Here is a 26,070-nt window from a genome sequence, read left to right as displayed (position 1 = left end):
GCTCAGGCCTCTAATTCAGCAAGCAAATCAATGAACTCACTGTCTGTCAGTTCAGCATCGGGAAAGTCCACAGCAGTCGCACGGCCATAATTTGGGTCACAACAATGCTCAATCAGGGAGGTCAGCTGCGTCACGTATTGAGCAGCGATAGTAGGGATACAGGCGAAGCGCTCGTCCCGAGCAGGGTAAGTCCATTCCATATGCAAGACTCCAGACAACACCATCGCGTTAATATCCAACACATGAGGTCGCTGTGCGTTAGCGGCCTTCATCCCCGGGCACACTGGGGTCGCTAATCGAAGAGGCGTGACGTTTAAATCGCCACTTTCTCTGGACTCAATTCCCCGTTGACCAAGATAGTTGAACGACACAAAACGATGCGGTAGAAAGCTCTGCGACGGGCCTTGATCTTCTTGTACAGAAGATAAATATCGTAGCAAACCATATTCCATCCCTTTTTCGGGCAGTCGGCGCAGTTGCTCTTTGTTATAAATCAAAGCCGTGGCCCAATCAGAAACGGCGGATAATTTCTGAGGAAAGCGAGAAGTAAACCAGCCAATACTGCGGGAGACATCCAAACGGCTGTCTCCCGCTTCTCGACCATGTCCTTCTAACTCAATCGTGATGTCAGGTAATTGTTGCCATTGGCCTAGAACCTTGGCTAAAGCAGTGATAAGCAGCTCTTGAACGCGAGTGTTATAAGCTCGGTTCGCCTCACCTAACAGCGTTTCCGTTAACGCCACTGGCAAACATATTTGCACTTGCGTACTGTTTTCGTAGGTATCTGACGCGCTTGTCTGCGGTACGTCAGCGTCCACTTGAGCAGACCAATAAGCACGCGCTGCATCGATATCCAACGCCTCAGCACGATGCGCTAAATAGGTTTGCCACTCATCAAAACGTGCGGCCGAAGACGGTGCTGACGAGGCAACCTCTTCGCCATTTTGAAAAGCAAGATAATAGGCATATAGATCCTGAAGCAGAACATGCCAACTGACCGCATCGACTATCAAATGATGTGCAGCACACAATAGCTGCTTGGACTCAGTCAACCAGACAAACTTAATAAGCGGTGCACGATCTAAACGAAAGTCACTCTGAAGGTGCGTCAAAAGCGTGTCGTTTAGGGTATCTCGAGTAACCTCATCGCTGCAGTATTCAACGACTAATTGGTTTCCCCAATCCGCTTCTATTGGTTGGTACTTCTGTTTCCAAACACCATCTCTTTGTGCGAATGATAAACGTAAACTAGGATGATGTTCGACTAAAGCCAAGGCGGCTTTACGCAGGTCAGACACGGCTAATTCAACGTCGCTATTAAGAAGCAACGACTGATTCCAGTGCCCTAAATTACCTATGTCGGATGCCTCTTGTTGCTCAAAGAACCAAGATTGGATCGGCGTAAGTTCAAAGGCATCTAACTCTTCTGCTATACAATGCGAAGGAGCACTCTTAATGTCATCAGACTCACTTCCAGCCTCATAAGCCTCGCTTCCAACGTCATTTTTCGGGTGACCTGACGCCACGGCAGAGGCGAGCTCCGCCATCGTCTGATGTTCAAAAACTTGTTTCGGCGTGAGTGCAATTCCCGCCACTTTGGCTTTCGATATAATTTGCAAGCTCAGAATGGAATCACCACCAACCGCGAAGAAGTTATCGCTTGCTTTTAAATCGGGCTTACCTAATACCTCTTTAGCAATGTCTAGCAAGGCGTTCTCAAGCGTGTTTTCTTGCTTTTTAGGTGCATTCACTCGCTCTGCCACTTTGACTAATTCAGCCACCGTTTGGTGCTCAAAAATGGCCTTAGGCGTCAAGACGATATCGGCTTGTTTCGCTTTAGCGATGATTTGTAACCCTAAAATTGAATCGCCACCATTCGCAAAGAAATTATCGTGAACGCCCAGTTTTGGTTTGCCTAAGAGCGCTTGCCAAATACCCAACAAGACAGCCTCCGGCTCACTCAAGGCGTCACTTTCGGAAAACGCAGTTGCACTGTTCGCCGCCTTCTCTTGCAGATAGACATCAGGGTTTTGTAAGGCATTTCTATCCAGCTTTCCGTTACCTAATAGGGGCAAGGCCGCCAATGGAATCCATACCGCTGGCACCATGTAATCAGGCAACGCTTCCAACATGTGCGTTTTTAGACCCTCAAGTAAATCGCCTTCTGGCTGCTCTTCCGCAGAATAAGCAACCACAAGATACGCAACCAAGCGGTTATTCTGTCTTTCATCAGGGCAGTTTAAGACGACGGCATCGGCGACATGTTGTTTTAACCAAGATTCAACCTCCCCCGGTTCCACTCGATAACCACGTACCTTGATCTGGAAATCGTTGCGACCAATAAAGTAAAGCTGCTCTCCAACTTGCTTAACACGGTCACCCGTTCGGTACCAACGCGGGCTGTCGCCTTGCTTGTCGTCTTGAGAAAAGCAGTCTTGATAAAAGCGTTCGGCGGTTAAATTAGGTTGACCAAGGTATCCCTTTGCAACGGTCGCTCCTGCGACCTCCAGCTCACCTGCAAAGCCCTGCGGCACAACGCGCCCCGCAACATCCACAACACGTGTTTGTACATTCGCCATTGGTTTACCCAAGGCAATTTCGTCATCGTATAAATCCAGCTTTTTCGCTATGACTCCGACCGTTGTCTCAGTTGGGCCATAATGGTTAAACACGGATAAAGCGGGCTGACGTTCAAACACGTTACGTAACAACGCCATAGAAATCGCTTCGCCCCCTGTCACCAAGGCTAGGCGGGGCAGCCACTCAGTACGAGGTGTAGCAAGCAAAATACCATTTAGATGAGAAGGGACAATCTTAAGACAATCAATAGGACGAACGGCAAGCTCATCTGCTAACGCCTCAGCGTCGAACGCGAGCTCTTCAGGTAACAGTCGCAATGTACGACCACTGAGCAAAGCACCAAATAATGCGGTATAGCCTAAATCAGCACCATTACTAGCAAGCGTTGCTAAACTGGCGTCTTCTGGCAATTGCAGGCGACCCATCACACCCGTGACATAATGAATCAAGTTTGTTTGACTAACTTCAACGCCTTTCGGGTTCCCTGTTGAACCCGAGGTATAAATAACATAAGCCGTATGATCGGCATCAGGCCCATGCGCGTCGACGAGTTCTCCTTCTTTTCTCTCGCCCTCATTTTTCTCTATTGCTTCTGCCTCTACCAAAGACACAAATTGAGAAACGTCGAGCGCGCTGCAACGTTCCGTTAGCCAGTTGAGCTCGTCTTGAGCTATGTCGCTAATAAGAACGGAAAGATTGGCATCATCACAAATGTACTCCAATCGGTTTTTTGGCCATTTAGGGTCCATCGCAACATACGTTGCTCCCAACCGCCAGATTGCGAAGATAGCAACCACTTGCTCGATACTGCGATCTAAGCACACACCAACACGGCTGTTTCGTTGCACCTTGTTTTCCCGCAATAAAGCGGCCGTTATCTCAACTTTTTTGGACAATTCCGCGTAAGTCAGCGTTAGCTCACCCATCTGCAACGCAGTGCGCTCAGGGTAACACTCGCCGTTTTCTACAAACGCGCGCCATGCCGTCGGAGCCAATGGAGACACGACATCGCCTGATAGCATTGACGCTGTTTCTGGCCTGGCAAGCTCCAAATGGTTTAAAGTTTGAGTCTGGTCATCTAACAATTGCTCAACACAATAGACAAAGCTGTCGCGTATACTTTCAACGGTACTCCGTCGATACAAACCTTTGTTGTAGCGCCACTTGCCAATAAAGTCATGGCGATTGTCTACGACCACCAAATTCAATTCGTGCGCCGCGCCACGTTGCTCAGCCAATAACTCTTGCTCGATAAGCGCCTGTTTTCCCGTTTCTGGACGCTCATGGTTCAAAGTAAACATATGCTGAAATATCGGCGAGCGACCCGCTTCCCGTTGTACCTTCAGCGTTTCGACTAACGCAGAAAAGGGATACGCTTGATGAGACATAGCGTGTTGAGTTTGCTGCTCCACCTGAGCAACCCAATCAGAGAATGCTTGGTGCGCGTTTGGCTTAACACGCAACGCCAAAGGGTTAACCAAGTAGCCAACCATGCGCGCATCGTCTGGTGTAAGCCGACCAGAACTTGGCGTACCGATAATAAAATCATCCTGCCCGGACAAACGCGCCATAAACCACTGAAACGCCGCCATCCACCAGACGTAGGGCGTCACTTCTAAATGACGGCATTGCAGCCGTAATTGAGACGTCATTGACTCAGGTAAGGTAAAGGCAATCTCTTCACCCTCTGCACCCACGTTGGCATGATGAGGAAAATCCGTAGGAAGAGAAAGTTGAGGCAAACCGTGCAAAGTCTCCTGCCAAAAGGCTTCACTACGCGCGCCCTCACGAACCGCTTGGCGCTGTCTCGCGCTCCATTGACGGTAATCCGGCATCGCCTTCTCGACCTCTATCCGTTCACCCCGAAGCAATTGAAGCAACTCACTCCGCAATACTTCGAACGACATAAAGTCAGCGGCAATATGATGGATTACCAACGTTAGATAGAGATGTTCTTCTGCACCTTGACGGTTTACCAACAGAGCCGCGCGGCAGACCTGACCTTCATCAAGCTTGAGAGGCTTATCTGCCTCTCGTGCAATCCAACCCTTAATCTGTTTGTCTGTACCCTTTACTAATGGCAATACGGACACCGTAGAAACCGAGTCATAGTCTTGTTCAAATGCTTTTATAAAAGGCGCTGACCACTGGACAGGGTCGCCATCTCGCTCACCATAGGGTTGTGACAAAATGGGGTAACGAGCTAACAGGGTGGAAAACGCCTGCTCGACGGCCTCCACCGTCACACAACGAGAAAGCTTCACTGCATACGCCATGTTGTACGCGGCGCTGTCTGGCGTCATTCGATACAAAAACCAAAGCGCACGCTCATTTAAACTAAGCGGTCTCGGTGCAAAGTAATCAGGCTGACTCTGCAATGCCTCAATAATATCCTCTTTATGACGGCGAATATCGCTTAACAAAGCTTGGTCCATCGCCCCTTTCACATCCGCTTTAAAGGACAACTTGCCATCTTTTAAGGTCAATGTAATGCCTCGAAGCCAACAGGCTCTAAGCAACGCCTTAATTGAACCAGAAGAAGTATCCATCATTAGATTTCCCCCTCTAGCATGAGATCTTCTTCAAACGTTTCCGACCTAAACGCGGCTAAAAACGCCACAAGCTCATTAATCGTCGGATACTGCCAAATGAGATCTGGCGATAAAACGGAATCCACTATTTGTGATAGCTCATGGGTTAACGTCATCGCATCGACTGAATCCAGTCCTGTCGCTACCAGCTTTTGAGTAGGGTCAATTTTATCGACGGAAACATCCAAACGAATGGCAATCCAAGCACGGACCCAATCACGAATCGCAGCGTCGTCACCAGCAACCCATTCGGGCAACAGAGGTGCTGGAGCAGGATGTTCAGCATGGTTTGCAGCACTCTTTGAGATACTACTTGCCTGCCACAAAGCAATAACATTGCTCTTGATGCTTAAGTCAGATGGCGTCCCAACAGCAAACTCACCATCTAAATACAGTGCTCGGGTTTTCAGGCGCTGAATCTTACCCGACGTTGTCTTAGGCAAGGAAACAGGCTTAATGAGAACAATCGAGGCAAAGCTGATCTCGTGCACTTCTGCGACCGCTTGACGAATCGACAATATGATTTGATCTAAATCGTCTCGACGCATACCACGACGAGTCAACTCTTGCACTAAGACAACCTGATTGCCTGGTGTTTCAAATACCGCTCCACCATGTGGCGCAATGTCTTTATCGACACTCTGAACCGTTGCCTCAATGTCTTGTGGGTAAAGGTTGCGCCCATTGACAATCACCACCTCTTTGGCTCGCCCACTGACATAGAGCCAACCATCCAGCACAAAACCAAGGTCGCCTGTACGCAAATAGCCCGCTTCACCTTCTAATTCGTTATCAAAGGTATTCGCTGTCGCTTCTGGCTTATTCCAGTAGCCTTGAGCAACACTCTCGCCACGCACCCAAATTTCACCAACTTGATCGTCCGCCAACGCGCTTTTTGTTTCAGGGTCTACTATCCGAATCGACATTTGATCATTAATCCGACCAGACGAAGGCGCATGAACGACAGCCTCTTTGCCCCTTCCTAAACCCGAAGCTACAATTCTGCCTTTCTGCAACGCGACGCTATCCAATGCAGCACTTCTGTATTGTGCCTCGTGCGCGGAAGCCGTCACAAACAAACAGGTTTCGGCCATGCCATAGCAAGGTTTAAGCGTACTTTTTGCAAGATTACATTGAGCGAACGTCGTATAAAATCGCTCCAGAGTTTCAGTATGTATTGGTTCTGCACCGTTTGCAGCAATGCGCCACGCACTTAAATCCAAGACCTGTTTTTGTTCATCACTGATACGAGCCACGCAATGTTCATAGATAAAATTCGGGCCGCCGCTCGTTACCGCTTTAAAATCAGAAATGGCTTTTAACCAAAGAAAAGGCGTCTGCAGTACAACAGGAGGAGGTAAAAGCCAAACAGACGCACCAACTCCCATGGGACTCAACACGCCACCAACAAAGCCCATATCGTGGTACATCGGCAACCACGTCACGCAGTTTGATGAATCGTCTAAAGAAAACTCTTGTGCAATAAGCGCTGTATTATGAATTAAGTTACCATGACCAAGCATGACCCCCTTTGGTGACCCAGTAGAACCCGAACTGTATTGCAAGTAAGCCAACGTCTCACTATGAACATCAGGCATCTCCCACTGCTCGGCCAGCGGAACAAACTCCTTCCCAACGACAAATTGCTTACACTGATGAGACGACTCCAATAGCCAACTCGCCACTGACACCTCATGCTCAACACTGCTTAGAACAAGAGCAGCATCGCAATCGCCTAAAATGCTGTTTAAACGCCCCCAATCTCGGCGTTTATGCTGAGGCGGGTAAGCCGTAACCGCGACGATTCCCGCATAAACACACCCCCAAAAACCAACGATATAATCAATCCCGTTTGGCATCAGCAACATGGCTCGATCGGAAGGTTTCGCCAACGTCCTTAGCTCAACCGCAATGGCTCTAGCACGAGCATCCAACTCAGCATAGGTAATGGACTCGGTCACTTCGGTTCCGTTTGCCAACAACGAGAAACACACTTTTGAACCGTTTATTTGAGTTTGATGACGCAGCAAATCAATTAAGCTGGTATAGAGAGGGGTATCCAAAAGAGGACTAGTCATGGGAAATCTCCTGCGGTCGCGTGACTCACCCAACCGCTTTAAACATTTTTAAACATTAAATACGGGTAAACAGATGATTAACTAAATGAAATTAAGCTAAAGCCACTAACGATTTGGCTCGGCCATTGCGACGACCACCTTGCGGTCACCTTTAAACGTGCCGCGGGCATGAGCAACCAACATATTATCCAGCATCATGATGTCGCCCTTTTGCCATAAGAACCTCACCTCACAGTCGTCCATAACACGTCGAACATGATCTAAGTCTTTCTCATCAATAGCGCTGCCATCGCCGTAATACACATTCCGCGGGAGATTGTCTTCGCCCACAATCGAAATCAGTGTTTCACGGACGTGAGCTTGCAGGTTAGAGACATGGAACAGATGCGCTTGATTAAACCAAACGGATTCCCCTGTTCTCGGGTGACGGGCCGTCGCCTGACAAACCTGACGTGTACGTAACTCGCCGTCGCCTTTCCACTCAAACTCAATTTCATTTTGTTGGCAAAATCGTTCTACATCCGCTTTGCTGTCTGTGCTAAACGCCTTCTGCCAAGGCAAATCAAGGCCGTTGCCATAATTTCGAACATACATCAACTTGCGCTGTTCAAACCGGTTGCGAACATCAGGTTCAATTAAATTGTAAATTTGACGACTGTCAGCAATCGGGGTTTCACCACCTTCTTCGGCGACCTTTAAAGAACAAAACCAGATACGCATTGGCCAATTCAACGTGTAAGCCTGCTCATTGTGAAGCGGAATAACCTGATGGGCTGGGTATTCAGTGGAGGTGTACACCTTACCCTCAACCTTACTTCGAGGAGTAGAAGCATAGTCATAGCTAAGCAGCTCATGTCCAAACGCTTTTGCGAAGTCCTGGAAATCGCTTTCCTGCTCAACATTAAACCCTCTTAACAATACGCCACCAACCGACTCCAACTGCGCGTCAATTACCGCTCTAATGTCGCTAAAGCAGCGGCGCCAATCTATTGGGGTTTGGGGTTCAATCACGAGCGGTAGTGGGCCTAGCCCTTCCAAGTCACGGACGGATATCGTGGACTCAGTGATGTTTTCTTGAACAGACATTAAAAACCTCTTAGCAGTTCGACACTTTCAGTTGAATCGCATGTATTTGAATCAAAATATGCAACGACAACTCAATCGCGTCAGGGGTCATACATAATCGCGTCAAGGATCATACATAACCTTTACACAAATTAGAATGATATTGATTCTTATTTATATTTATTTTATAAATCACTCCATTAGTTAAAATCAATTAGACAAAATTTACGATTTGTTTACATTTATCCATTTGTAACAGACGTCAATTTCACTGGCCTATTTGGAGATCTACATGAGCCTTGATGACCCAAACACAATATTCAACGTAGTGATGAACGACGAAGAGCAATACTCGATCTGGCCGGAGTACAAAGAGATTCCAAACGGCTGGCGCGAAGCAGGAAAGAAAGGCAATAAAGAAGAGTGCCTAAGCTGGGTACAGGAAGCTTGGACCGACATGCGCCCCAAAAGCCTTCGCGATGCTATGGCACACAGTTAATCAAAATATGGCGCCTTAACATTGATCTAATCAATCGCAATAAGGGCCCGGAGACACCATGAACCATACGATCAGTGATATATTGCCAGAAGACAAAAGACCTATTGAGGTTACAGCGAGCACTAAAAAAAGCGCGCTTAGTCTTTCTAATTTTCTAGATCAACCGTCGCGTACTCTTAGCAGTAGTCACTATTTAGAACGTCAAAAAAAACGTGAATCCAATGCACGAAGCTACCCTCGCCGACTGCCATTAACACTGGTAAAAAGTAACGGCGTTTATTTACAGGATTCAGAAAACCAGATTTTCATAGACGGTCTAGCCGCCGCCGGCACCCTAGCGCTTGGACACAACCATCCAGACATTACCGCTGCCATCACAAAAACCCTCAACAGCGGAATGCCATTACAAACTCTTGACATTACAACCCCCGTCAAAGAACGCTTCATTGACTCTCTATTTCAATTGCTACCAAGTAACATGAGCCAAAACGCACGCGTTCAGTTTTGTAGCCCATGTGGAGCCGACGCAGTCGAAGCCGCCATTAAATTGGCAAAAACGGTCACCGGCAGAAACACCATTCTCGCTTTTTCTGGTGCTTATCACGGCATGACCCAAGGCACATTAGCGATTATGGGAAATCTAGGCCCAAAATCAGCACTCGGCACTACCGTGCCAGATGTCCAATTTATGCCTTACCCATACGCACCGCGATGCCCCTATGGCATAGGCAAGGATGGCGTAAAAGCCAGCCTAAACCAACTAGAAACCATGTTGACGGATCCAGAGTCTGGCGTACAAAAACCCGCTGCCATCATACTAGAAGCAGTCCAAGGCGAAGCGGGCGCGATTCCCGCTGATAATGAATGGCTAAAAGGCCTAAGAGCCCTGACCAAAAAACACGATATCTTACTGATCATCGACGAAGTACAAGCTGGAATGGGCCGAACAGGTGAGATCTTCGCATTTCAACATGCCAATATCGAACCCGATATTATCGTCTTGTCCAAAGCCATCGGCGGCGGTTTACCCATGGCGGTTATCGTCTACCAAGGTGAATTAGACCAATGGCAACCTGGCGCACACGCAGGCACGTTTCGAGGCAACCAACTCGCACTTGCAAGCGGTCAAGTTGTTATGCGCCACCTATTGGAAGAAAACCTTCACCACCACGCTGGAAAAATAGGCGCTCGACTGAAAGCCCACCTACAAAACATCAGCAGCGCAATTGTCGGCGATGTTCGAGGGCGTGGCTTAATGCTCGGCGTCGAAATTGTGAACCCCCTCTCCGACAAAGACTCATTAGGTAACCATCAAGTCGACGGCGACCAAGCCAGAGCGATACAACAAGAAGCACTAAAACGCGGTTTGATACTTGAACTGGGTGGTCGCTTTGGATCAACCGTACGCTTCCTACCACCATTGATTATCAATGAAGACGAAATCGACGTGATTGCTGAACGGTTCTCCGAAGCAGTGCACCTCGTCGCCGCAAGAGCCATTAGCTAATGGCATTCTAGCTTCTAACTTAACTTGCTCGTTTAGACCCCCGCCCAACCTCCCCTTGGTAAGGGAGAGGTCTAGTTGTTAGCGCAAACCGACAACATCATTTACAAGTCGAGTTTAACTAGCTGAAAATCAAATGCCGAACGGTTCTTTGACGTCGCACACCTAAATCCGCGTAAGAGCTATTATCGAACTTCATAACACAAACAATTCAACACACCTTACACTTGACCGGTAAGGTGTGTTGAATATAGCCCGAGTTAAATGACGTATTTGAACCCCAATGACGTCATTAGTAGAAGCATAGAAACACTTAAAGTTCGACGAACCACCTTTGGACCATATTTCAATGTGGAATGGCTACCCAGATGATTACCCGCCAAGTTGGCCAGCACCAACGGAATAGCCAATATATACAAAATTTTCCCTGCCAAAACAAAGGCAACTAATGCGCCAATATTTGATGAAAAGTTAAACAGTTTTGAGTTTGCAGACGCAGCAACTAGATCAAAGCGTAGAATAAAATGTAACGCTAAAATTAGGAAGCTACCTGTTCCAGGTCCGAAAAAACCATCGTAAAAACCAATGACAAAGACAGTCGCAGGAACACCAATATAGAGTTTGAAACTAGAGAAATGCTGCTCTCCTTCATGCACATGTTTTTTAGGTATGAAGGATAAAATAATACCTAATGGCATTAACGCTAAAATGATTTTACCGACGGTATTAGGGTCAAAGTAAAGAATCATTTCTGCACCGATGTAGGCTCCAACTAACCCCGCTGGAATTCCAGCCATGACCGCTTTCCAAATAACTTTTTTGTTTTTAACAAAGTTACGGATTGCGGCAATGGTACCAAGTGTGCTCACAATTTTTTCTTGCCCTAAGGCAACTTGTGGTGGTAGTCCTGCTAGAATAAAAGACGGCACTAAGATTAAACCGCCGCCTCCAGCAACACTGTCAATGAAACCCGCAGCAAAGGCAGATGCAACTAATGCCAATATCACCCATAATGACAAATCAATATTTATCCATTCCATCGTGTTATTCCCTAAAGTGTTTTGTTACAGGTATTAATCGCTTTGACTAGAACCGAGGTATCCATGCGCCCCAAACCCTGCTTTTGAAGGTTTGCATAATATTGGTCTACCTCATTCGTCATTTTCAAATTGAGTTTGTGGTTCTTTGCCTCGTCAAGGCAAATACCTAGGTCTTTTCGCATCCAATCAATAGCAAAGCCGAAATCAAATTCGTCTTTTGCCATAGTTTCTAAGCGATTGGCCATCTGCCATGAACCCGCAGCACCATGCTGCAAGGTTTGCACGACTTGAGGAATATCAAGATGGGATGCTTCAGCAAGCATTAAAGCTTCACTCAAACCTTGCAGTACACCAGCAATACAAATTTGATTAACCATCTTGCAGCGTTGTCCCTGCCCTGCAACACCCATAAGCTGTATTTGCTTTGCGTAGCAATTCATTGCAATACTTGCTTTGTCAAAAGGAGATTGATCGCCACCACACATGATGGTCAATAAACCATTTTCGGCTCCCGCTTGACCTCCAGATACAGGTGCGTCGACAAAGTGAACGTTATTATTTTTGCAACTTGAGTAGAGCTCTTCGGCCAAGAGTGCTGACGTTGTCGTGTGATCAACTAAAATACTACCTTGCTTCATGCTTGATAATACTCCAGTTTCCCCATGTATTACGCTTCGCACATCATCATCGTTGCCCACACAAACGCAAACGATGTCCGCATTTTTGGCCGCTTGTGCAGGCGTTGTTTCCATGTTTCCCGAAAACTCATCTACCCATTTTTTAGCTTTTGCACTAGAGCGGTTATACACAGTGATTGAATGTCCTGCTTTTGCCAAATGGCCTGCCATTGGGTAACCCATTACACCTAAACCAATGAATGTAATTTTAAGCTTGTTCATATAGGCCTCTCTTTAGTCCTGTCCAATGTGTGAAAATGTATTAACGGGGATGATACGATCCAGTGATTGCGCACCAAAAAGTCGTATTAGCCACCTATCAGACCCATCATTTCTAGCTTGATAAGCTTCTCTTCGATGAAGCGTTCTTTGATTCTTTATTAGCAGCATATCTCCAGGGCAAAATACGGTAGTTATTTGGTTAGTCTGCTTTTCTAATTCTGCTTCTAACATCAGTAGCGCCGCAGCTGCTTTTGGCGTTAGTGGAGAAATATTTTCTTTATCGTATCGGCAATAGGGGATGTTGTTTTCATCATATGTGAGTATTGGTAAGCGGCTACTTTGACCTATATCAAAAGAGGCTGGGCGTTCAACCATATACTCATCTGTACAGAGTGTTTGAATAACAGCTCGATTAAGATTCGCTAGAACATTATCTAATATGACAATGGAGGATTTAACTTTTAAGTCACTCCGTATTGCCATCAATGACAAAAGCTCTGGGCAAGCTGATTTATCAACAATTGGTTCGGGTGACAGAGGTAAATCTGGGTTATCTACATGGAAGCCGAAGGTCAGATCTGACCCATGGGATGACTTTTGACCTTTCCCTTGTTTAGCAGGTACAACATGTCTAAAAAGTTTCCCATTATTCTCATTTTTATAGGCTATGGGAGAATACCCAGCCAAATGGTATATGCCAATATGTAAGGCATTCGCTAATACTAGATTTTTGTTTTCGGTAAAACCATCATATGGTGTAGGAGGAATCAGTCCTCCAAGAGGCAACCCCCTGATGATTAACGCTGCTTCTGAATTATTTTGTGCAAAATCTTCAATACTCTTTACTGCCTGAACAGGAAGGCTTTTTCTTAGTTGATTACCAATCCACTCGGCACTATTTATAAAGTCAATATCTTCATTGATATTAAGAGAGCTCAACCTACTTAAGAGTTCCTGTGCTGAGCTATAAGTAATATGGCACTCAGAAATATCATGATAGCTTAGCTCTAAAGAGTCGCGATGTTGTTGTCTGTGCATTTTTACAAAATCCTTTAACGCAATGTTTGTCCAGTGCCGAGGATAATATTCCACACCAATAACATATGTCAATTTTTTATTTTTATTAAATTGACATACCGCATATAACATATAGCAATTTTAATTATCTTTTATTAAACTACCTTAAAATTACCAAAGAGGTTGTTATTACGTGTCTGAATCGAAATATTATGAGATTGCTCGTGAGCTTGAAAAGCTAATTGATGTAGGTCATTACCCAGAAGGGAGTAAGTTGCCCACGCATAGAGAGTTAGCGAAAGAGTATTCCACTACGGCGGTAACGGTTGCGAAGGCGTATAAGTTGCTAGCAGAGCAAGGCGATATTGAGTCCTTTGTTGGGCGTGGGAGTTTCGTTAAAAGTAAATCTCATTTAAAACAGGCCATTCATTCCCAACATGTTGAAAATGAATGGAATTTTTCGATTCTTCAGCCTTGTTTCAGTCATCATCTTGATGCACTTTATCGCCAACTAGGGCAATGTGTCAGAGAGCCGTTTTCACCTTCTTTGTTTGGTTATATTGAAGACACTGGCTGTTTAAATCATAAAGAATGTGGCATGAAATGGATGCAACATTATGGGCTTCAAGTTAGGTCACCTGAACAAGTGTTGCTTACTAACGGCGCTCAACATGCCCTCTCAACACTTATTGAATTGTATTCAAAACCCGGTGATTGTATTGCGGTTGAAGCTTTAACCTATCCCGGTTTAACGTCAATTATCAAGGCATTGGGTAGACGAGCTATTGGCGTTGAGATGGATGAACTGGGAATGACTCCTAGTAGCTTAGATAGCATCTGTTTGAGTGAAAACCCAAGCTTGGTGATTGCTGTGCCTTCTCATCAAAACCCAACCGCTATTACCATGCCACTTCAGCGTCGTAAAGAGATAGCGAATATTGTTCAAAAACATACTGTTTGGTTATTGGAAGATGATTTATACAGCTTTCTAAATACTGACGTGATTGCGCCCATTAGTAATTTTGTACCAGAGAAAAGCTTCTATATTACTAGTTTATCTAAAGCGATAAGCCCAGGTATGCGTTGTGGTTTTGTGAAGGTTCCACAAAGTCAAGTACAACGCTTATCCTCCTATATTCGTACTATGGTATGGCATATTTCCCCAATTACTTTCGAAGTATCGGCTCGACTAATTCAATCGGGGGCGGCATTCAAGTTGGCAGAGAGCCAGAAAATGATTGCAACACACAGGCAAGCATTAGCCCGAGATATTCTAGACAGTGAAATACTATCCTCCCAAAACTCTAGTTATCATATTTGGTTAACGCTCCCCGATGAGTGGGAAGCTCATGAATTTAGTATGACGGCAAAAGAACGTGGAATGATGGTGAGTGAAGGGCATTTTTTTCATTATGATGACAAAGCGATCAATGCAGTTCGCCTTTCTCTGATGGCGATTCCCGAAGAGCAACATTTAATAGAAGGACTGCATTCGTTGAAAAGGTTGCTAGATCAACGTCGCACCAGCTAAAAAAATTGGAATCAGGTTGAAACAACATCGGTTATTTCTAAGCAGCGAATTCAATGGCGAGCTTATAACAAAATCCATAGCCCCCCTACCGCTTAGTTAAAGAGGGAGTAAATAATTGTTAGTGCTTCAAAGGCTTACGCCTAATCGCCACAAGATCCATTAAGACCCTCGATTAGACCCCCACCCAACCTCCCCCTTAAGCAAGGGGGAGGTGCCAAACATCATACTAAGCTGCGTGTACGGCAGCGATCTAATCACAACCAAACTCATGGTTCCCTCCCCTTACCAAGGGGAGGGTTAGGGAGGGGTCTAGATTTATACAAACCGACAACATCATTTACACGCTCAGTTTACCTAGCCGACAATCAAATAATAGCGACGGTTTTGATATTGGCCCAAACACTTTGACCAATCTGCAAGTTAAGCCTTTGGCAGGAATAACGGGTAATGTGCGCAAGAAGAAAGCTATCGCCCATTTTAAGTTTTAAGGTGACGTAACCCTGCAGACCCTCATCATTCATATCCTGTATTTGGGCTTGCAGTTGATTCAAGAAGCTTGAATCAGTGTGATACGACAAAGACACACTGATGTCTTTCGCCAATATACGCGCCCTTGCGGATTGACCTTGCTCTAGACCTACGCTGTTTATTTTCAGCTTACCGCCATCGAATTGAAGATGCGCAAGCTGCCATGCGTGTTCGATGTCGGTAATTCGACCTTCTAAAATGACACTGGCATCTTTTCCTAGCAGTTTATCGGTTGTTAATGAGGAAAAAACATCGGTCACCGCGCCATGCTGAACGACTCGCCCTTTTTCCATCAAGATGACATCGTCTGCGATTCGAGAGACTTCCTCTAACGAATGCGTAACGTATAAAACCGGAATCGAAAGCGCTCGTTTTAGCCTGTTTAAATAATCCAAAATGCTGTCTTTACGTGTGCTGTCCAACGACGCCAACGGTTCATCCATCAGGAGAATATCGGGTTCGGTCATCAAAGCACGTACAATCGCGACACGCTGAGCTTCACCACCCGATAGCTCTGCGGTAGAAGCATTAAGCAAAGGGCGAATGTCAGTAAGGTCTATAAGATGATCAACCTGCTCTTGCGCGATTTGTTTCTTCGCTCTCTTTCGGGCGTAGTTCAAATTGCCTTCAACGGTTAAATGCGGAAAGAGATTTGCTTGCTGAAAAACATAGCCAATTGAGCGTTGGTGTGGTGCAAAACAAACACCCTCATCTTGCCAGATATTCCCGTTAATACTTACTTTCCCAACGGCTTTATCTAACCCTGCAATACAGCGTAGCAAGGTGGTTTTTCCACAACCGGATTCACCAAAAACGGCAGTAATGCCTTGCGTATTCAACGCAAGCTCTACCTCTAACTGAAAGCGTTCGGATCTCTCTAACGATAAGCGAATAGAACTTTGTCGGGTCATAAAGCGCCCTTATTGCGACTCGAAAGCTTGCGGTTCATTTGCTTGCCGTTCATCTGAGAATAGACGAGCAACAGAACCACAAACGAAAACAGCAACATGCCCAGCGATAAAGTGTGCGCCTGAGCGTAGTTTAAGGCTTCCACATGTTCGTAGATTTTCACCGAGATCAGTTGGGTTTCTCCCGGAATATTACCGCCGATCATCAATACGACGCCAAACTCCCCAATAGTATGCGCAAAGCCCAACACGGTCGCCGTGATGTAACCGACTTTTGACAAAGGAATCACCACGGTAAAGAATCGATCCAATGGGCTAGCACCCAAAGTTGCCGCTGCTTCGAGAGATTCCTCCTGAATCGATTCCATCGCATTTTGTAAGGGCTGCACCACAAAAGGAAGAGAGTAAATAACCGACGCCACCACCAGCCCCCAAAAGGTAAAAGGCAAGGTGCCAAGCCCCAAGGTTTGAGTCAACTGCCCCAGCGTACCTTGTGGTCCAAACGCCACCAGCAAATAAAAGCCCAACACTGTCGGCGGTAAAACAAGCGGCAACGCAACCACTGCGGCAACGACGCCTCGCAATCGCGACGAGGTGCGCGCAAGCCACCAAGCGACGGGCGTGCCTATCACTAACAGTATAAGGGTGACCAGAAACGCAAGTTTAATGGTAAGCCAAATGGCGCTTAGGTCGCTGCTGTCTAACATTTTGATTTATCAACGTTAATTATTTATGTGAGTGTTTTCTAAAACTCAGATAATTAGTATAAAGATCTGACTAGGGAATGATAGACAAATGCCCTCTCTTCGATACAAGAATACATTCGTTACCGTTAAGACTATACGCTACGGGCTTAGGTATCCATGAGCCTCGATCACCTCTTTGACACTTGGCGCTTTGAGATAATCCGTAAACTGCTTTGCGGCATCTAAATGATGGCTCGATTCCACAATAACGGCGTCTTGCTTTATAGGCAAATACAGGGACATTGGGATTTTCCAAACGGTGTTGCTAGGTTGCTTTGTGACTTGAGACAAGGCGACAAAACCAAGTTCGGCGTTACCAGACGCGATGTATTGATAGGTTTGGTTGATGTTTTCGCCCGTTACGAGTTTGGTCTGTATTTGCTCTGTTAACGAGCCATTCTGCACGAGCGCTCGTATGACTTGCTCCGCGGCTGCGCCGTAAGGTGCTAGTTTTGGGTTGGCAATGGCCAATTTATTGAACTTTTGGCTCATTACTATTTGTTTTGGTGTGTTCGACTCATCGGTCAAGCGCGGTGCGAATAACGCAAGTTGTCCTTGAGCATAGGTGAACTGACTATCACGAACGGCCAAGCTTTCCGCTATTAGCCGATTGGGTTTATCTTGATCAGCTGAAAGGAAAACATCAAACGGCGCACCGTGGCGAATCTGAGCGTAGATTTTGCCCGATGAACCATAGGATACTCTGACCTTGTGTGAGGTTTGCGCTTCGAAGCCTTTGACGATACTGGGCATAATAGAGGTAAAGTTTGAGGCGACCGCAACATTTAAAGTATCTGCCCATGTCACACTGGATAAACCTAAGCCAAAGATCGCCAGCGTACTGCATTTTTTCCAGTTACGGATTTTCCACTGAAGGTTTTTAAACACGTTCGATTGCGCTCCTTTATCCGCCCGTATGTCCACCTCTTTATCCACCCCTTTATCCGCTTAGACACGCAATAAGTTTGCGAAAAATGTCATCAATGTTAGCCTTAAAAGATAAATTAAAACAATCTGTTTCAGTTCATTATTTGTCATCGGAGTCTCAATGACATCAAAGGATACCTTAGAAACATCAAGCGTCACATTGCCCTCTGTTATTGCGGGGCCCATTCTACGAAAGCTCGATTCGCAGTCGGCAACTTTTTGGCTGGCGTGTTCAGAACACTTCGATGTCCGCTTTGATTGCTTTTTAGGCGACGGCTTTTTAGAAGACCGTTTTTCAGGTCATCCAAGCAATGAACCCAATACGCGCGTCGAGACAACTCAACAAAATCACCTAATTAAACTGAGTGATTCGCTTTGGGTCATGTTGGTAACGGTCGAATTTCAGACACCTCTGCAACCCAACACCGCCATTACATACGAAGTAACCTTATCGAAAAACAATACCAATACAGCGGGTGAGATTCCGTTTTCAATTCCATTTTCAGAGTGGGGAAAACCACTGTGTTACGCTCAAGAAGAGCGACCTTCGTTTGTATTTAAACCCAAGGTCGACAATGTGCTGCACGGTTCTTGTCGTAAACCTCATCATCGAAACGCCATCGATTCAATCAATGTAGATTGCGGTGACGGTTTGGCGGTCGCTGACGATCATCTGGCCTCGATCATGGAACAGATCGGCTTCGTAAAGGCCGATTCTACAAAAGCCAGCCCCGTTAAAAAATGGCCAAGTGCCTTGGTCATGTCAGGGGATCAAATCTACGCCGATGACGTCGCTGGGCCAATCTTGAATGCCATTCATCAGGTGATTGCATTGCTCGGTCTCCCGAGCGAGTCGTTACCAACAAGCGATGCAAATAAAACATTTGAAGCCTTGCATACACGCATTGACCTTTACTACCAACGCGAGTCTGTCTTGCCTATGACAGATCTATCGGACGAGGTTAAAAAACAGTTCTTCTTCGGGGGCAAAAAGCCGATATTCACCAGTAGCACGGCGCACAATCATTTAATGAGTTTCAGTGAAATGGTGGCGATGTATTTATTGGTTTGGTCACCTGAACTGTGGCCATTTTTAGACCTCGAAGCGCCCGCTGAGTTGCGCCCTGAAACGCGCGACCAATATCATCACGAGTTAGAAAGCATCAACTGCTTTGTCGAACACCTACCAAAAGCACGTCGTGTTATGGCACATTTACCTACCGCTATGATGTTTGACGATCACGACATTACCGATGATTGGAACCTCACCGCAGGTTGGGAACAAGCCGCTTATGAGCACCCTGTTTCAAAGCGGATTATTGGTAATGGGCTAATGGCGTACTTTCTATTTCAAGGCTGGGGCAATAACCCAACTCAGTTCGACCAAGCCTTTATCAAAACATACCAGACCGCCATTGAGGAACTGGGGACGCAAACGCACGACGATGTGATTCAGACATTAATACGGTATGACCGCTGGCACTATGTTTGGGAAACCAGCCCTGCTTTGGTGGTGTTGGATACTCGAACACACCGTTGGCGCTCAGAAAGCAACCTAAACAAACCCTCTGGTCTTATGGATTGGGAAGCACTCACTGACTTGCAAAGTGAGTTAATAAACCGAGACAGCGTGTTACTTGTCTCCCCTGCCCCCATCTTTGGGGTTAAGCTCATTGAGGCGATTCAAAAGGTGTTTACCTTATGCGGTAAACCTCTATTAGTGGACGCTGAGAACTGGATGGCGCACTCTGGCTCAGCACACACGTTAATGAACTTATTTCGTCACCCGAAAACCCCGAAAAACTTTGTGATTCTCTCTGGCGATGTCCATTACTCGTTTGCGTACCACGTGGAAGTGAAAGGGCAATCGAGCAGTCCGAATGTTTGGCAGATTACCAGCAGCGGTCTTCGCAACGAGTTTCCAGATACGCTATTAACTTGGTTTGATCGATTAAATCGTTGGCTCTACGCACCTTGGTCGCCACTTAACCTGTTTACCAAACGGCGGGGAATGTGGGTGGCACCTTGTAAACCCGACAAGCGAGACAAGGGCGAGCGATTACTAAATGGGGCGGGCATCGGTTTTGTTAGATTGGACGGTGATGGCGCGCCAAAAGAGATTGCACAGCTGTTACCAAAAGGGGAAAAGGTCAGATTCCTCAAAAGCGATGACGATCGACAATTCGAGTAACCTGACCTTTTCTGGCAGGACGTAGTTAACGACAACCTGCCGGGTCATTCAGGAAAAGCGGAGAAGGGGTAAAACCGCTTGCTTACCAAGGTGGGTTTAGGTCGACGCGATAAACTCACCATCAGTAGAGAACAACCAGGTTTTGTCACCACTCGGACCTTCTGTAACGTAAATCTTGGCGTAGCCATCCAATGAGCCGAGTCGACGTTCTGGCAACCAGCGGGACTGACCGTACTCGTTTACAAAAGAACCGGAGGTAGTGAACACTTTAATCGAACGAGTTCCACTGTTTAGAACGTGAATTTGATTGTACTCGTCGATTGTAATGCTTTTCGGACCATTTAATTCAGCAGGTAATTGCCAACCAAAATGACCAATCGTTGATACGATATTACCCTGCGAATCTAGCCAAGTAATTTCATGCTTACCACTACTCAAGACAAACACATTGCCGTAACTGTCAATCGCAAAGTCTTTCACTTGTAACGAATCAGGCAGTGAAATGGTGTTCAATGGGTAGCCATTAGCATCAAATACACGAATAACTGATTCAAGTTCATATTTTATATACAGGTTTGCGTTGTAACGTCTGGCAACCATAGCCTTCATAGGCAACGTAACCTGAGCCCCATCAAACCGCACGGTCGAAACATCACGCGCCGCAAGTACCAAAGAGCTCAATTGCGCACTGGTTAAGCGTGTCAGCTCTTCTACTGACCCGCCGATCTCTGATAAATCAGAAGAAAACGCGATATTCGTCATCCCCAGTGAAGCCGCAACACCTAATCCCGTAACCAACGCCTGACGACGATTCATAAGCAATTCCTTAAAATCCATTAATCGTAATAACAAAATACTGACTATTAGTTAACACAAAATACAAAATAATTACAACTACACTACGTTACACCTACATAAGTTAACGATTTATGAAATTTATGATTTTCTTAATAGCTGCTGTTTAAAAAGCTGAAAAGTAGAACGCTAAGACTGGGCCGTTATTTAATTGGAAGTATCAGCTTTGAGCCGCTTTGAGTTTGGGGAGAGACTTCGTAAACACATCACTATAAAGAGGCCAGCAAAACCATGGCAGCGAAAGTAAAGAACTTAGGAAGGAAAAAGCCTAGAGCGCGCAGCTCAATATCGTTTACTGATCGAAATGCTTCATCCAAGTTTGCAGGTGATTGAGAAGTGCCAAGGGTGCTTCGGTAAGTTGTCTGCCGATTCGAGTGACTAAGTGAATTTCACCAGACGACAGGATCGGGTCGACAATAGGTAACGATATAAGGTGCCCATCCGTCACTTCACGTCTAACAATGAACTCCGGCAAAATAGTCACGCCCATATCGGAGCGAACAAACTCTTTTAGAATAGACATTGAGTTCACGGTAATACACGGGGAGAATCGTACTCGATGCTTAAACTCTGCAACTGCGATAAGCTGACGAATACCAAATTCCTTTTCTTGCAGGGCAATTTGATAAGGAAGAATTTCCTCCAGCTCAATGGGACGATTTAGTTTTGTTAAAGGATGATCGGGTGGCACAATCGCACACAAAGGGTGACTGGATATTTGATGTGAGCGCAGTTTTTCATTGTGTGGTGGGTGAAATAAAACGCCAATGTGCGCCTCGTCTTCATGCACTCTACGAATAAGCTCATTGGTTCCAGCAATATGTATGGATAAAGTTAGATTAGGGTAGGCCTTCTGAAACTCTGGCAAAGCACGAGACATGACCTCACCGATAAAGCCCTCCCCCAGCGCTAAAGAAACATGCCCTGATTTAAGCCCTTGTAAGGATTCAATGTCGGCAAGGCAAGCTTCTTTGTGAGAGGTTGTTTCTCGATAATAGCGAAGTAATACCCGCCCTGCTTCTGTCGCACACACGCCTTTACGATTTCGTTCTATTAAGATGCACGCCAGTTCCTCTTCTAACTGAGTAATCTGTCGACTCACCGCTGACGGTGCAACGTCAAGTTTATCTGCGGCGGCACGTATGGTTCCAAGTGTCACTGCCTCATAGAAATACATGACGCGTTTATCATTAATATCCTTCATAGCGTTCTCTGTTCTTAGGCTTCTGTTCTTAGGCTTCTGTTCTTAGGCTTCCGCCCTTACGCCTCTGCTTTCTTTACTAAAAAAGCAGAGGACAAAAAATAGTCGTCGTGCAAATAGTCGAGCAATGGTCTCTACTATTATTTTCAGATCTTATTTTATTCTCTAGGAACCACAAGTAGGAGCCACAAGCCTTTCAACCAAAGAACACCAGAAGCGAACGCCCGTTTCAATAACATCATCGTTAAAGTCGTAATAGGGGTTATGAAGTGAAACGACATCCTCGTCTTTTTTATCCACACCTAACCAAAAATAGGCACCGGGGCGCTCTTGTAACATAAACGAGAAATCTTCCGATGCCATAGAAGGGTCGAGGTTAAAATGCACCTTCTCTTCACCAACTAGAGATTTAGCGTTTTGATAAATAATTTGAGCATGTTCCTTATGATTCTCCGTCACTGGGTAGCCTTTTCGGTACACCAACGTCACCTTCACACCCTTATTGGCACTGTTTACACCCTTGATATATTCATGCATCAATTCCTCAACACGAACGCGTGTTTCAGGGGCTAAACATCGAACACAGCCCGTTAAACTCGCTACTTCTGGAATCACATTAAAGGCATCACCACTGTGAAACGTTGTCACGCTAACAACAGCCGATTCTAGTGGCGATATACGTCGGGAAACGATGGTTTGCAGATCAAGAACCAGTTCAGAAGCGGAAATAATCGGGTCTATCCCTAAATGAGGCATTGCAGCATGACACCCTTTGCCTTCTATGGTGATCTCAAACGTATCCACCGACGCCATAATAGCGCCCTCATTCACCGCAATATTGCCAGCGGGTAATCCAGGCCAGTTATGCAACCCATAGACTGCGTCCATGTTAAATCGCTCAAACAAGCCATCATCGATCATCTTCTGCGCACCCGCAGCCCCTTCTTCAGCAGGTTGAAAGATGAAATAGACAGTGCCATTGAAAGGCTTATATTGGGCTAAATATTTCGCAGCGCCGAGCAGCATGGCGGTATGCCCGTCATGACCACAAGCGTGCATGCAACCGTCATGTTGAGATTTGTGAGAACACTCCCCAAGTTCTTTCATTGGTAAGGCATCCATATCCGCTCGTAAGCCGATACAAGGCCCCTTACCATTCTTTAAAACCCCGACAACACCGGTTTCTCCAATCCCTTCGAAGACGTCATCTAACTGAAATTCTCGCAGCAGGGCGGCGACCTTCTGAGACGTTTTATGCTCCTCAAACGCAAGTTCGGGGTGTTGATGGATCTCTTTTCTCCATTTGGTTACTTCCAATATAAGATCGTTAAACTGCATAATGTATTTACCCTAAGTTGGCGCCATAACCAAAGTTCATTGCTGGCGCTCTCGCGGTTTCAACCCAAACGCTCTTTACTTCGCTGTACTCTCGTAAAGCATCAATACCAGAAGAGCGCCCATAGCCACTGTCGCCAAAGCCTCCAAAAGGAGAAGCAACGTTGATCGTTTTGTAACTGTTAATCCAGAATGTTCCCGCATTAACCTGATCAGCAATACGATGAGCACGACCGACATCTTTCGTCCATACGGCACCAGCAAGACCAAAGCGACTATCGTTTGCAATGGCAATAGCATCATCTTCGTCTTTAAATGGAATAGCAACCACAACAGGACCAAAAATCTCTTCTTGCGCACATTCCATCGCATTCGTCCCTTTCAGTACAGTCGGGTTTACGTAAAATCCAGCTTTATCCGGAACACTTGGCAGACCGTTATCAACCACTTCAGCGCCTTCCGCTTTCGCAATATCGATCATCTTAGTCACGTGCGCATATTGCTTAGCATTGTGAATCGGCCCAACTTGCGTATCAGCAGAATGAGGGTTACCAATGTTGAAGTTCTTCGCTGCATTAGCAACCGCCTCACAGAAGCGATCATAAATGGATTCTTGCACCAACAATCGAGAACCAGACACGCAACTTTGGCCCGCACCCGCAAAAATAGCAGCCTGAGCACCACGTACGGCAAGATCAAGATCCGCATCGTCAAACACAATGTTGGCAGATTTACCGCCCAACTCCAACACGCATGGAATACCACGTTCGGCAGACGAGACGGCAATCTTCTTACCCGTTACTGGCGAACCTACGAACACCACTTTGCGAATATCCGCAGTTTGAATCGCCATCTGACCCGCTGTGTGACCATAGCCTGCGATCACGTTGATCAAACCTTTTGTAAGGCCCGCTTGTTCTGCAAGCGCAGCAACAAGAATAGAAGACACAGGCGTTAACTCTGAAGGTTTCAAAATGACACTGTTTCCAGCAGCAATGGCAGGCGCAAGCTGCCAACCGCACGTGAATATAGGTGCGTTCCACGGTGTAATCTGTAAAACCGTCCCCAGTGGCTCGTACTTCACGTAGTTTAAGTGTGACGTTGGTACAGGAATCACCTCACCGTGCAGCTTGTCTGTCCAACCGGCATAGTATTCAAACATTTCTGCCACTTTAGAGACTTCTACTTTTGCATCGCGAATCGGTTTGTTAGAGGAGTAAGCCTCAACAACAGCAAGGTCGTCTAGGTTTTCACGAAGTTTAGCACCGATACGAAACATAACCTGACCGCGTGCCTGAGCCGTCCGCCCCCACCATTCTTTACGTGCTGCTTTTGCGGCTTTGTTCGCCATATCAATGATGTCTGCGCCCGCATCTGGGTAGCTTAATAGCTCACTTTCATCGTGCGCATTTTGGATAACCACTTTGTCGCCATTGCCAGAAACAAACTCACCGCCAACGAAGTTTTTTACCGTCGCTACATCGTCCCAGTATTTGCTGATTACAGCATTATATTGTTCTTTCATTGCTATTTTTCCTCTCCGAAAAGCGCAGGATTTGTACATTTTGCGATGGCGCAAAAGTCGTCTGAATCCTCAACCTGATCCACGCTTGCACGCCAAAGTTCTGCAGTCTTTTGAGCCATAGGCAGATCCAGCCCAAGAGATTCCACCAAATCTTTCGCCAGCCCCACATCTTTACGCATTAGCGCCATAGTGAAACCAGAGTTGTATGCTTTGTTCATCACCCAATTAGGGAACATGACCTGACTCGCTGCACTGCCTCCTGAGCCTGCACTAATCGCTTGCAATGCTTGCTCTGGATCAAGACCCGCTTTCTCAGCCATCGTTAGGGCTTCTGCTGTCGTAATAAGATGAGCGGCAGCTAAGAGGTTATTGGCAATTTTAGCGATGTTACCCGCGCCCACCTCGCCAACATGAATACGGACACGCGTCATTGCTTCTAGCACCGGAAGAACATGCTCGTAGGTCGCTTTCTTTCCTCCCACTACCATACTCATCGTTCCTGACGCTGCGCCAGCCGGGCCACCAGACACAGGGGCATCGACAAACTCAACACCCAATGATTCAAGTTCCTGCGCGACCTTACGGCTAGTTTCGGCCACGGATGTTGTCGTATCGATAATAGTCGTTCCTTGATTAAGAACGGCTTTCAAACCGTTTTCACCAAGGCAAACCGCTTCAACGTGCTCCGCTTTTGGAAGAGATAGAATGATAGTTGAGCACTTTTTAGCCAACTCTAAAACGTCATTTTCAGGAAGGATACCTTGCTCACTGGCGAGCTGACGCACATCGGCGGATAAGTCAAAGCCGTATACTGTAAATTCTTTTTTTACCAGAGTCGCAGCCATGTTGCGCCCCATGTTTCCTAAACCAATGACACCAATTACGTGTTGCATAAATAGATACCTACAGACTCATTTGATGCTTTTATGATGGCAGTTGTTACGATTTTTAAAATAACAAGAGAGGAAGATTATCGTTGCCATAAAAGCAACAAATGAGAGAAATTGATTTAAATTACAGAACAGCGTCCCTGCTTATTCTGAATAATTA

At 46.1% G+C, this 26,070-nt stretch carries 18 protein-coding genes; 4 read left to right on the top strand and 14 right to left on the bottom strand.

The features are described from left to right. Positions 1-2: 2 nt before the first annotated feature. From MARME_RS04835 to MARME_RS04825, 3 genes are all read right to left on the bottom strand, one after another. Positions 3-5,132: a non-ribosomal peptide synthetase gene (locus MARME_RS04835; RefSeq protein ID WP_013660135.1), complete on the bottom strand. Its 5,130-nt coding sequence runs from the start codon at positions 5,130-5,132 to the stop codon at positions 3-5. Continuing rightward, on the bottom strand, positions 5,132-7,249 hold the full coding sequence (locus MARME_RS04830) for an AMP-binding protein (RefSeq protein ID WP_013660134.1): 2,118 nt from the start codon (positions 7,247-7,249) through the stop codon (positions 5,132-5,134). The genes MARME_RS04835 and MARME_RS04830 overlap by 1 nt, the downstream gene beginning before the upstream one ends. A gap of 105 nt (positions 7,250-7,354) precedes the next feature. Further along, positions 7,355-8,335, bottom strand: coding sequence for a TauD/TfdA family dioxygenase (locus MARME_RS04825; RefSeq protein ID WP_013660133.1), 981 nt, complete (start codon positions 8,333-8,335; stop codon positions 7,355-7,357). A 271-nt stretch (positions 8,336-8,606) separates the two neighbouring features. On the opposite strand from MARME_RS04825, the gene MARME_RS04820 reads away from it, so the two are divergent. Next, positions 8,607-8,813 carry an MbtH family protein gene (locus tag MARME_RS04820; protein ID WP_013660132.1) on the top strand — a complete coding sequence of 69 codons (207 nt, stop codon included), beginning with the start codon at positions 8,607-8,609 and terminating at the stop codon, positions 8,811-8,813. A 58-nt stretch (positions 8,814-8,871) separates the two neighbouring features. Beyond that, entirely contained in the window at positions 8,872-10,320 is a 1,449-nt protein-coding gene (locus MARME_RS04815; protein WP_013660131.1) for a diaminobutyrate--2-oxoglutarate transaminase, read from the top strand. 257 nt (positions 10,321-10,577) lie between these two features. Here MARME_RS04815 and MARME_RS04810 read toward each other — a convergent pair whose 3' ends face one another. From MARME_RS04810 to MARME_RS04800, 3 genes are read right to left on the bottom strand one after another with little or no spacing between them, the layout of a single operon-like run. After that, the gene (locus MARME_RS04810; protein WP_013660130.1) at positions 10,578-11,357 is read right to left on the bottom strand and encodes a sulfite exporter TauE/SafE family protein; all 780 of its coding nucleotides are present in this window, start codon (positions 11,355-11,357) and stop codon (positions 10,578-10,580) included. 11 nt (positions 11,358-11,368) lie between these two features. Continuing rightward, a complete protein-coding gene (locus tag MARME_RS04805) occupies positions 11,369-12,256 on the bottom strand; it encodes an NAD(P)-dependent oxidoreductase (protein WP_013660129.1) in 888 nt (295 codons plus the stop codon). Positions 12,257-12,268: 12 nt separating this feature from the next. Next, a complete protein-coding gene (locus MARME_RS04800; protein WP_013660128.1) occupies positions 12,269-13,405 on the bottom strand; it encodes a TauD/TfdA family dioxygenase in 1,137 nt (378 codons plus the stop codon). Positions 13,406-13,466: 61 nt separating this feature from the next. On the opposite strand from MARME_RS04800, the gene MARME_RS04795 reads away from it, so the two are divergent. Beyond that, a complete protein-coding gene (locus tag MARME_RS04795) occupies positions 13,467-14,804 on the top strand; it encodes an aminotransferase-like domain-containing protein (protein ID WP_013660127.1) in 1,338 nt (445 codons plus the stop codon). A gap of 365 nt (positions 14,805-15,169) precedes the next feature. Here the strand turns inward: MARME_RS04795 and modC are convergent, their stop codons facing one another. From modC to modA, 3 genes are all read right to left on the bottom strand, one after another. Next, positions 15,170-16,243, bottom strand: a complete 1,074-nt coding sequence (gene modC / locus MARME_RS04790; protein ID WP_013660126.1) for a molybdenum ABC transporter ATP-binding protein — start codon at positions 16,241-16,243, stop codon at positions 15,170-15,172. Further along, positions 16,240-16,947 carry a molybdate ABC transporter permease subunit gene (gene modB / locus MARME_RS04785; RefSeq protein WP_013660125.1) on the bottom strand — a complete coding sequence of 236 codons (708 nt, stop codon included), beginning with the start codon at positions 16,945-16,947 and terminating at the stop codon, positions 16,240-16,242. Before modB ends, modC begins: the two co-directional genes overlap by 4 nt. A 138-nt stretch (positions 16,948-17,085) precedes the next feature. Continuing rightward, positions 17,086-17,922: a molybdate ABC transporter substrate-binding protein gene (modA, locus tag MARME_RS04780; RefSeq protein ID WP_013660124.1), complete on the bottom strand. Its 837-nt coding sequence runs from the start codon at positions 17,920-17,922 to the stop codon at positions 17,086-17,088. 112 nt (positions 17,923-18,034) lie between these two features. Between modA and MARME_RS04775 the strand changes: the two genes are divergently transcribed. Further along, the gene (locus MARME_RS04775; protein WP_013660123.1) at positions 18,035-20,104 is read left to right on the top strand and encodes an alkaline phosphatase D family protein; all 2,070 of its coding nucleotides are present in this window, start codon (positions 18,035-18,037) and stop codon (positions 20,102-20,104) included. 96 nt (positions 20,105-20,200) lie between these two features. On the opposite strand, the gene MARME_RS04770 is transcribed toward MARME_RS04775, so the two are convergent. The 5 genes from MARME_RS04770 to MARME_RS04750 all read right to left on the bottom strand — a co-directional run bounded on the left by MARME_RS04770 (position 20,201) and on the right by MARME_RS04750 (position 25,913). Continuing rightward, positions 20,201-20,920 (bottom strand): NHL repeat-containing protein, encoded by a 720-nt coding sequence (locus MARME_RS04770; RefSeq protein ID WP_013660122.1) that lies wholly within the window; start codon positions 20,918-20,920, stop codon positions 20,201-20,203. Between the two features lie 331 nt (positions 20,921-21,251). After that, a complete protein-coding gene (locus MARME_RS04765) occupies positions 21,252-22,163 on the bottom strand; it encodes a LysR family transcriptional regulator (RefSeq protein ID WP_013660121.1) in 912 nt (303 codons plus the stop codon). 162 nt (positions 22,164-22,325) lie between these two features. Further along, complete coding sequence (locus MARME_RS04760) at positions 22,326-23,498, bottom strand: M20 aminoacylase family protein (RefSeq protein ID WP_013660120.1); 1,173 nt, start codon at positions 23,496-23,498, stop codon at positions 22,326-22,328. Between the two features lie 7 nt (positions 23,499-23,505). Continuing rightward, positions 23,506-25,020: an aldehyde dehydrogenase family protein gene (locus tag MARME_RS04755; RefSeq protein WP_013660119.1), complete on the bottom strand. Its 1,515-nt coding sequence runs from the start codon at positions 25,018-25,020 to the stop codon at positions 23,506-23,508. Between the two features lie 2 nt (positions 25,021-25,022). Next, complete coding sequence (locus tag MARME_RS04750; protein ID WP_013660118.1) at positions 25,023-25,913, bottom strand: NAD(P)-dependent oxidoreductase; 891 nt, start codon at positions 25,911-25,913, stop codon at positions 25,023-25,025. Positions 25,914-26,070: the final 157 nt, after the last annotated feature.

The organism is Marinomonas mediterranea MMB-1 (assembly GCF_000192865.1).
GTDB lineage: Bacteria > Pseudomonadota > Gammaproteobacteria > Pseudomonadales > Marinomonadaceae > Marinomonas > Marinomonas mediterranea.
The sequence above is the reverse complement of the archived record's forward strand: the minus strand, read 5'-3'. Positions and strand labels throughout refer to the sequence as shown.

Excerpts from the sequence above, each read along its gene's own strand:
- MARME_RS04835 (WP_013660135.1), bottom strand. The coding sequence starts at position 5,132 with ATGATGGATACTTCTTCTGGTTCAATTAAGGCGTTGCTTAGAGCCTGT.
- MARME_RS04830 (WP_013660134.1), bottom strand. The coding sequence starts at position 7,249 with ATGACTAGTCCTCTTTTGGATACCCCTCTCTATACCAGCTTAATTGAT.
- MARME_RS04825 (WP_013660133.1), bottom strand. The coding sequence starts at position 8,335 with ATGTCTGTTCAAGAAAACATCACTGAGTCCACGATATCCGTCCGTGAC.
- MARME_RS04820 (WP_013660132.1), top strand. The coding sequence starts at position 8,607 with ATGAGCCTTGATGACCCAAACACAATATTCAACGTAGTGATGAACGAC.
- MARME_RS04815 (WP_013660131.1), top strand. The coding sequence starts at position 8,872 with ATGAACCATACGATCAGTGATATATTGCCAGAAGACAAAAGACCTATT.
- MARME_RS04810 (WP_013660130.1), bottom strand. The coding sequence starts at position 11,357 with ATGGAATGGATAAATATTGATTTGTCATTATGGGTGATATTGGCATTA.
- MARME_RS04805 (WP_013660129.1), bottom strand. The coding sequence starts at position 12,256 with ATGAACAAGCTTAAAATTACATTCATTGGTTTAGGTGTAATGGGTTAC.
- MARME_RS04800 (WP_013660128.1), bottom strand. The coding sequence starts at position 13,405 with ATGTTATATGCGGTATGTCAATTTAATAAAAATAAAAAATTGACATAT.
- modC (WP_013660126.1), bottom strand. The coding sequence starts at position 16,243 with ATGACCCGACAAAGTTCTATTCGCTTATCGTTAGAGAGATCCGAACGC.
- modB (WP_013660125.1), bottom strand. The coding sequence starts at position 16,947 with ATGTTAGACAGCAGCGACCTAAGCGCCATTTGGCTTACCATTAAACTT.
- MARME_RS04775 (WP_013660123.1), top strand. The coding sequence starts at position 18,035 with ATGACATCAAAGGATACCTTAGAAACATCAAGCGTCACATTGCCCTCT.
- MARME_RS04770 (WP_013660122.1), bottom strand. The coding sequence starts at position 20,920 with ATGAATCGTCGTCAGGCGTTGGTTACGGGATTAGGTGTTGCGGCTTCA.
- MARME_RS04765 (WP_013660121.1), bottom strand. The coding sequence starts at position 22,163 with ATGAAGGATATTAATGATAAACGCGTCATGTATTTCTATGAGGCAGTG.
- MARME_RS04760 (WP_013660120.1), bottom strand. The coding sequence starts at position 23,498 with ATGCAGTTTAACGATCTTATATTGGAAGTAACCAAATGGAGAAAAGAG.
- MARME_RS04755 (WP_013660119.1), bottom strand. The coding sequence starts at position 25,020 with ATGAAAGAACAATATAATGCTGTAATCAGCAAATACTGGGACGATGTA.
- MARME_RS04750 (WP_013660118.1), bottom strand. The coding sequence starts at position 25,913 with ATGCAACACGTAATTGGTGTCATTGGTTTAGGAAACATGGGGCGCAAC.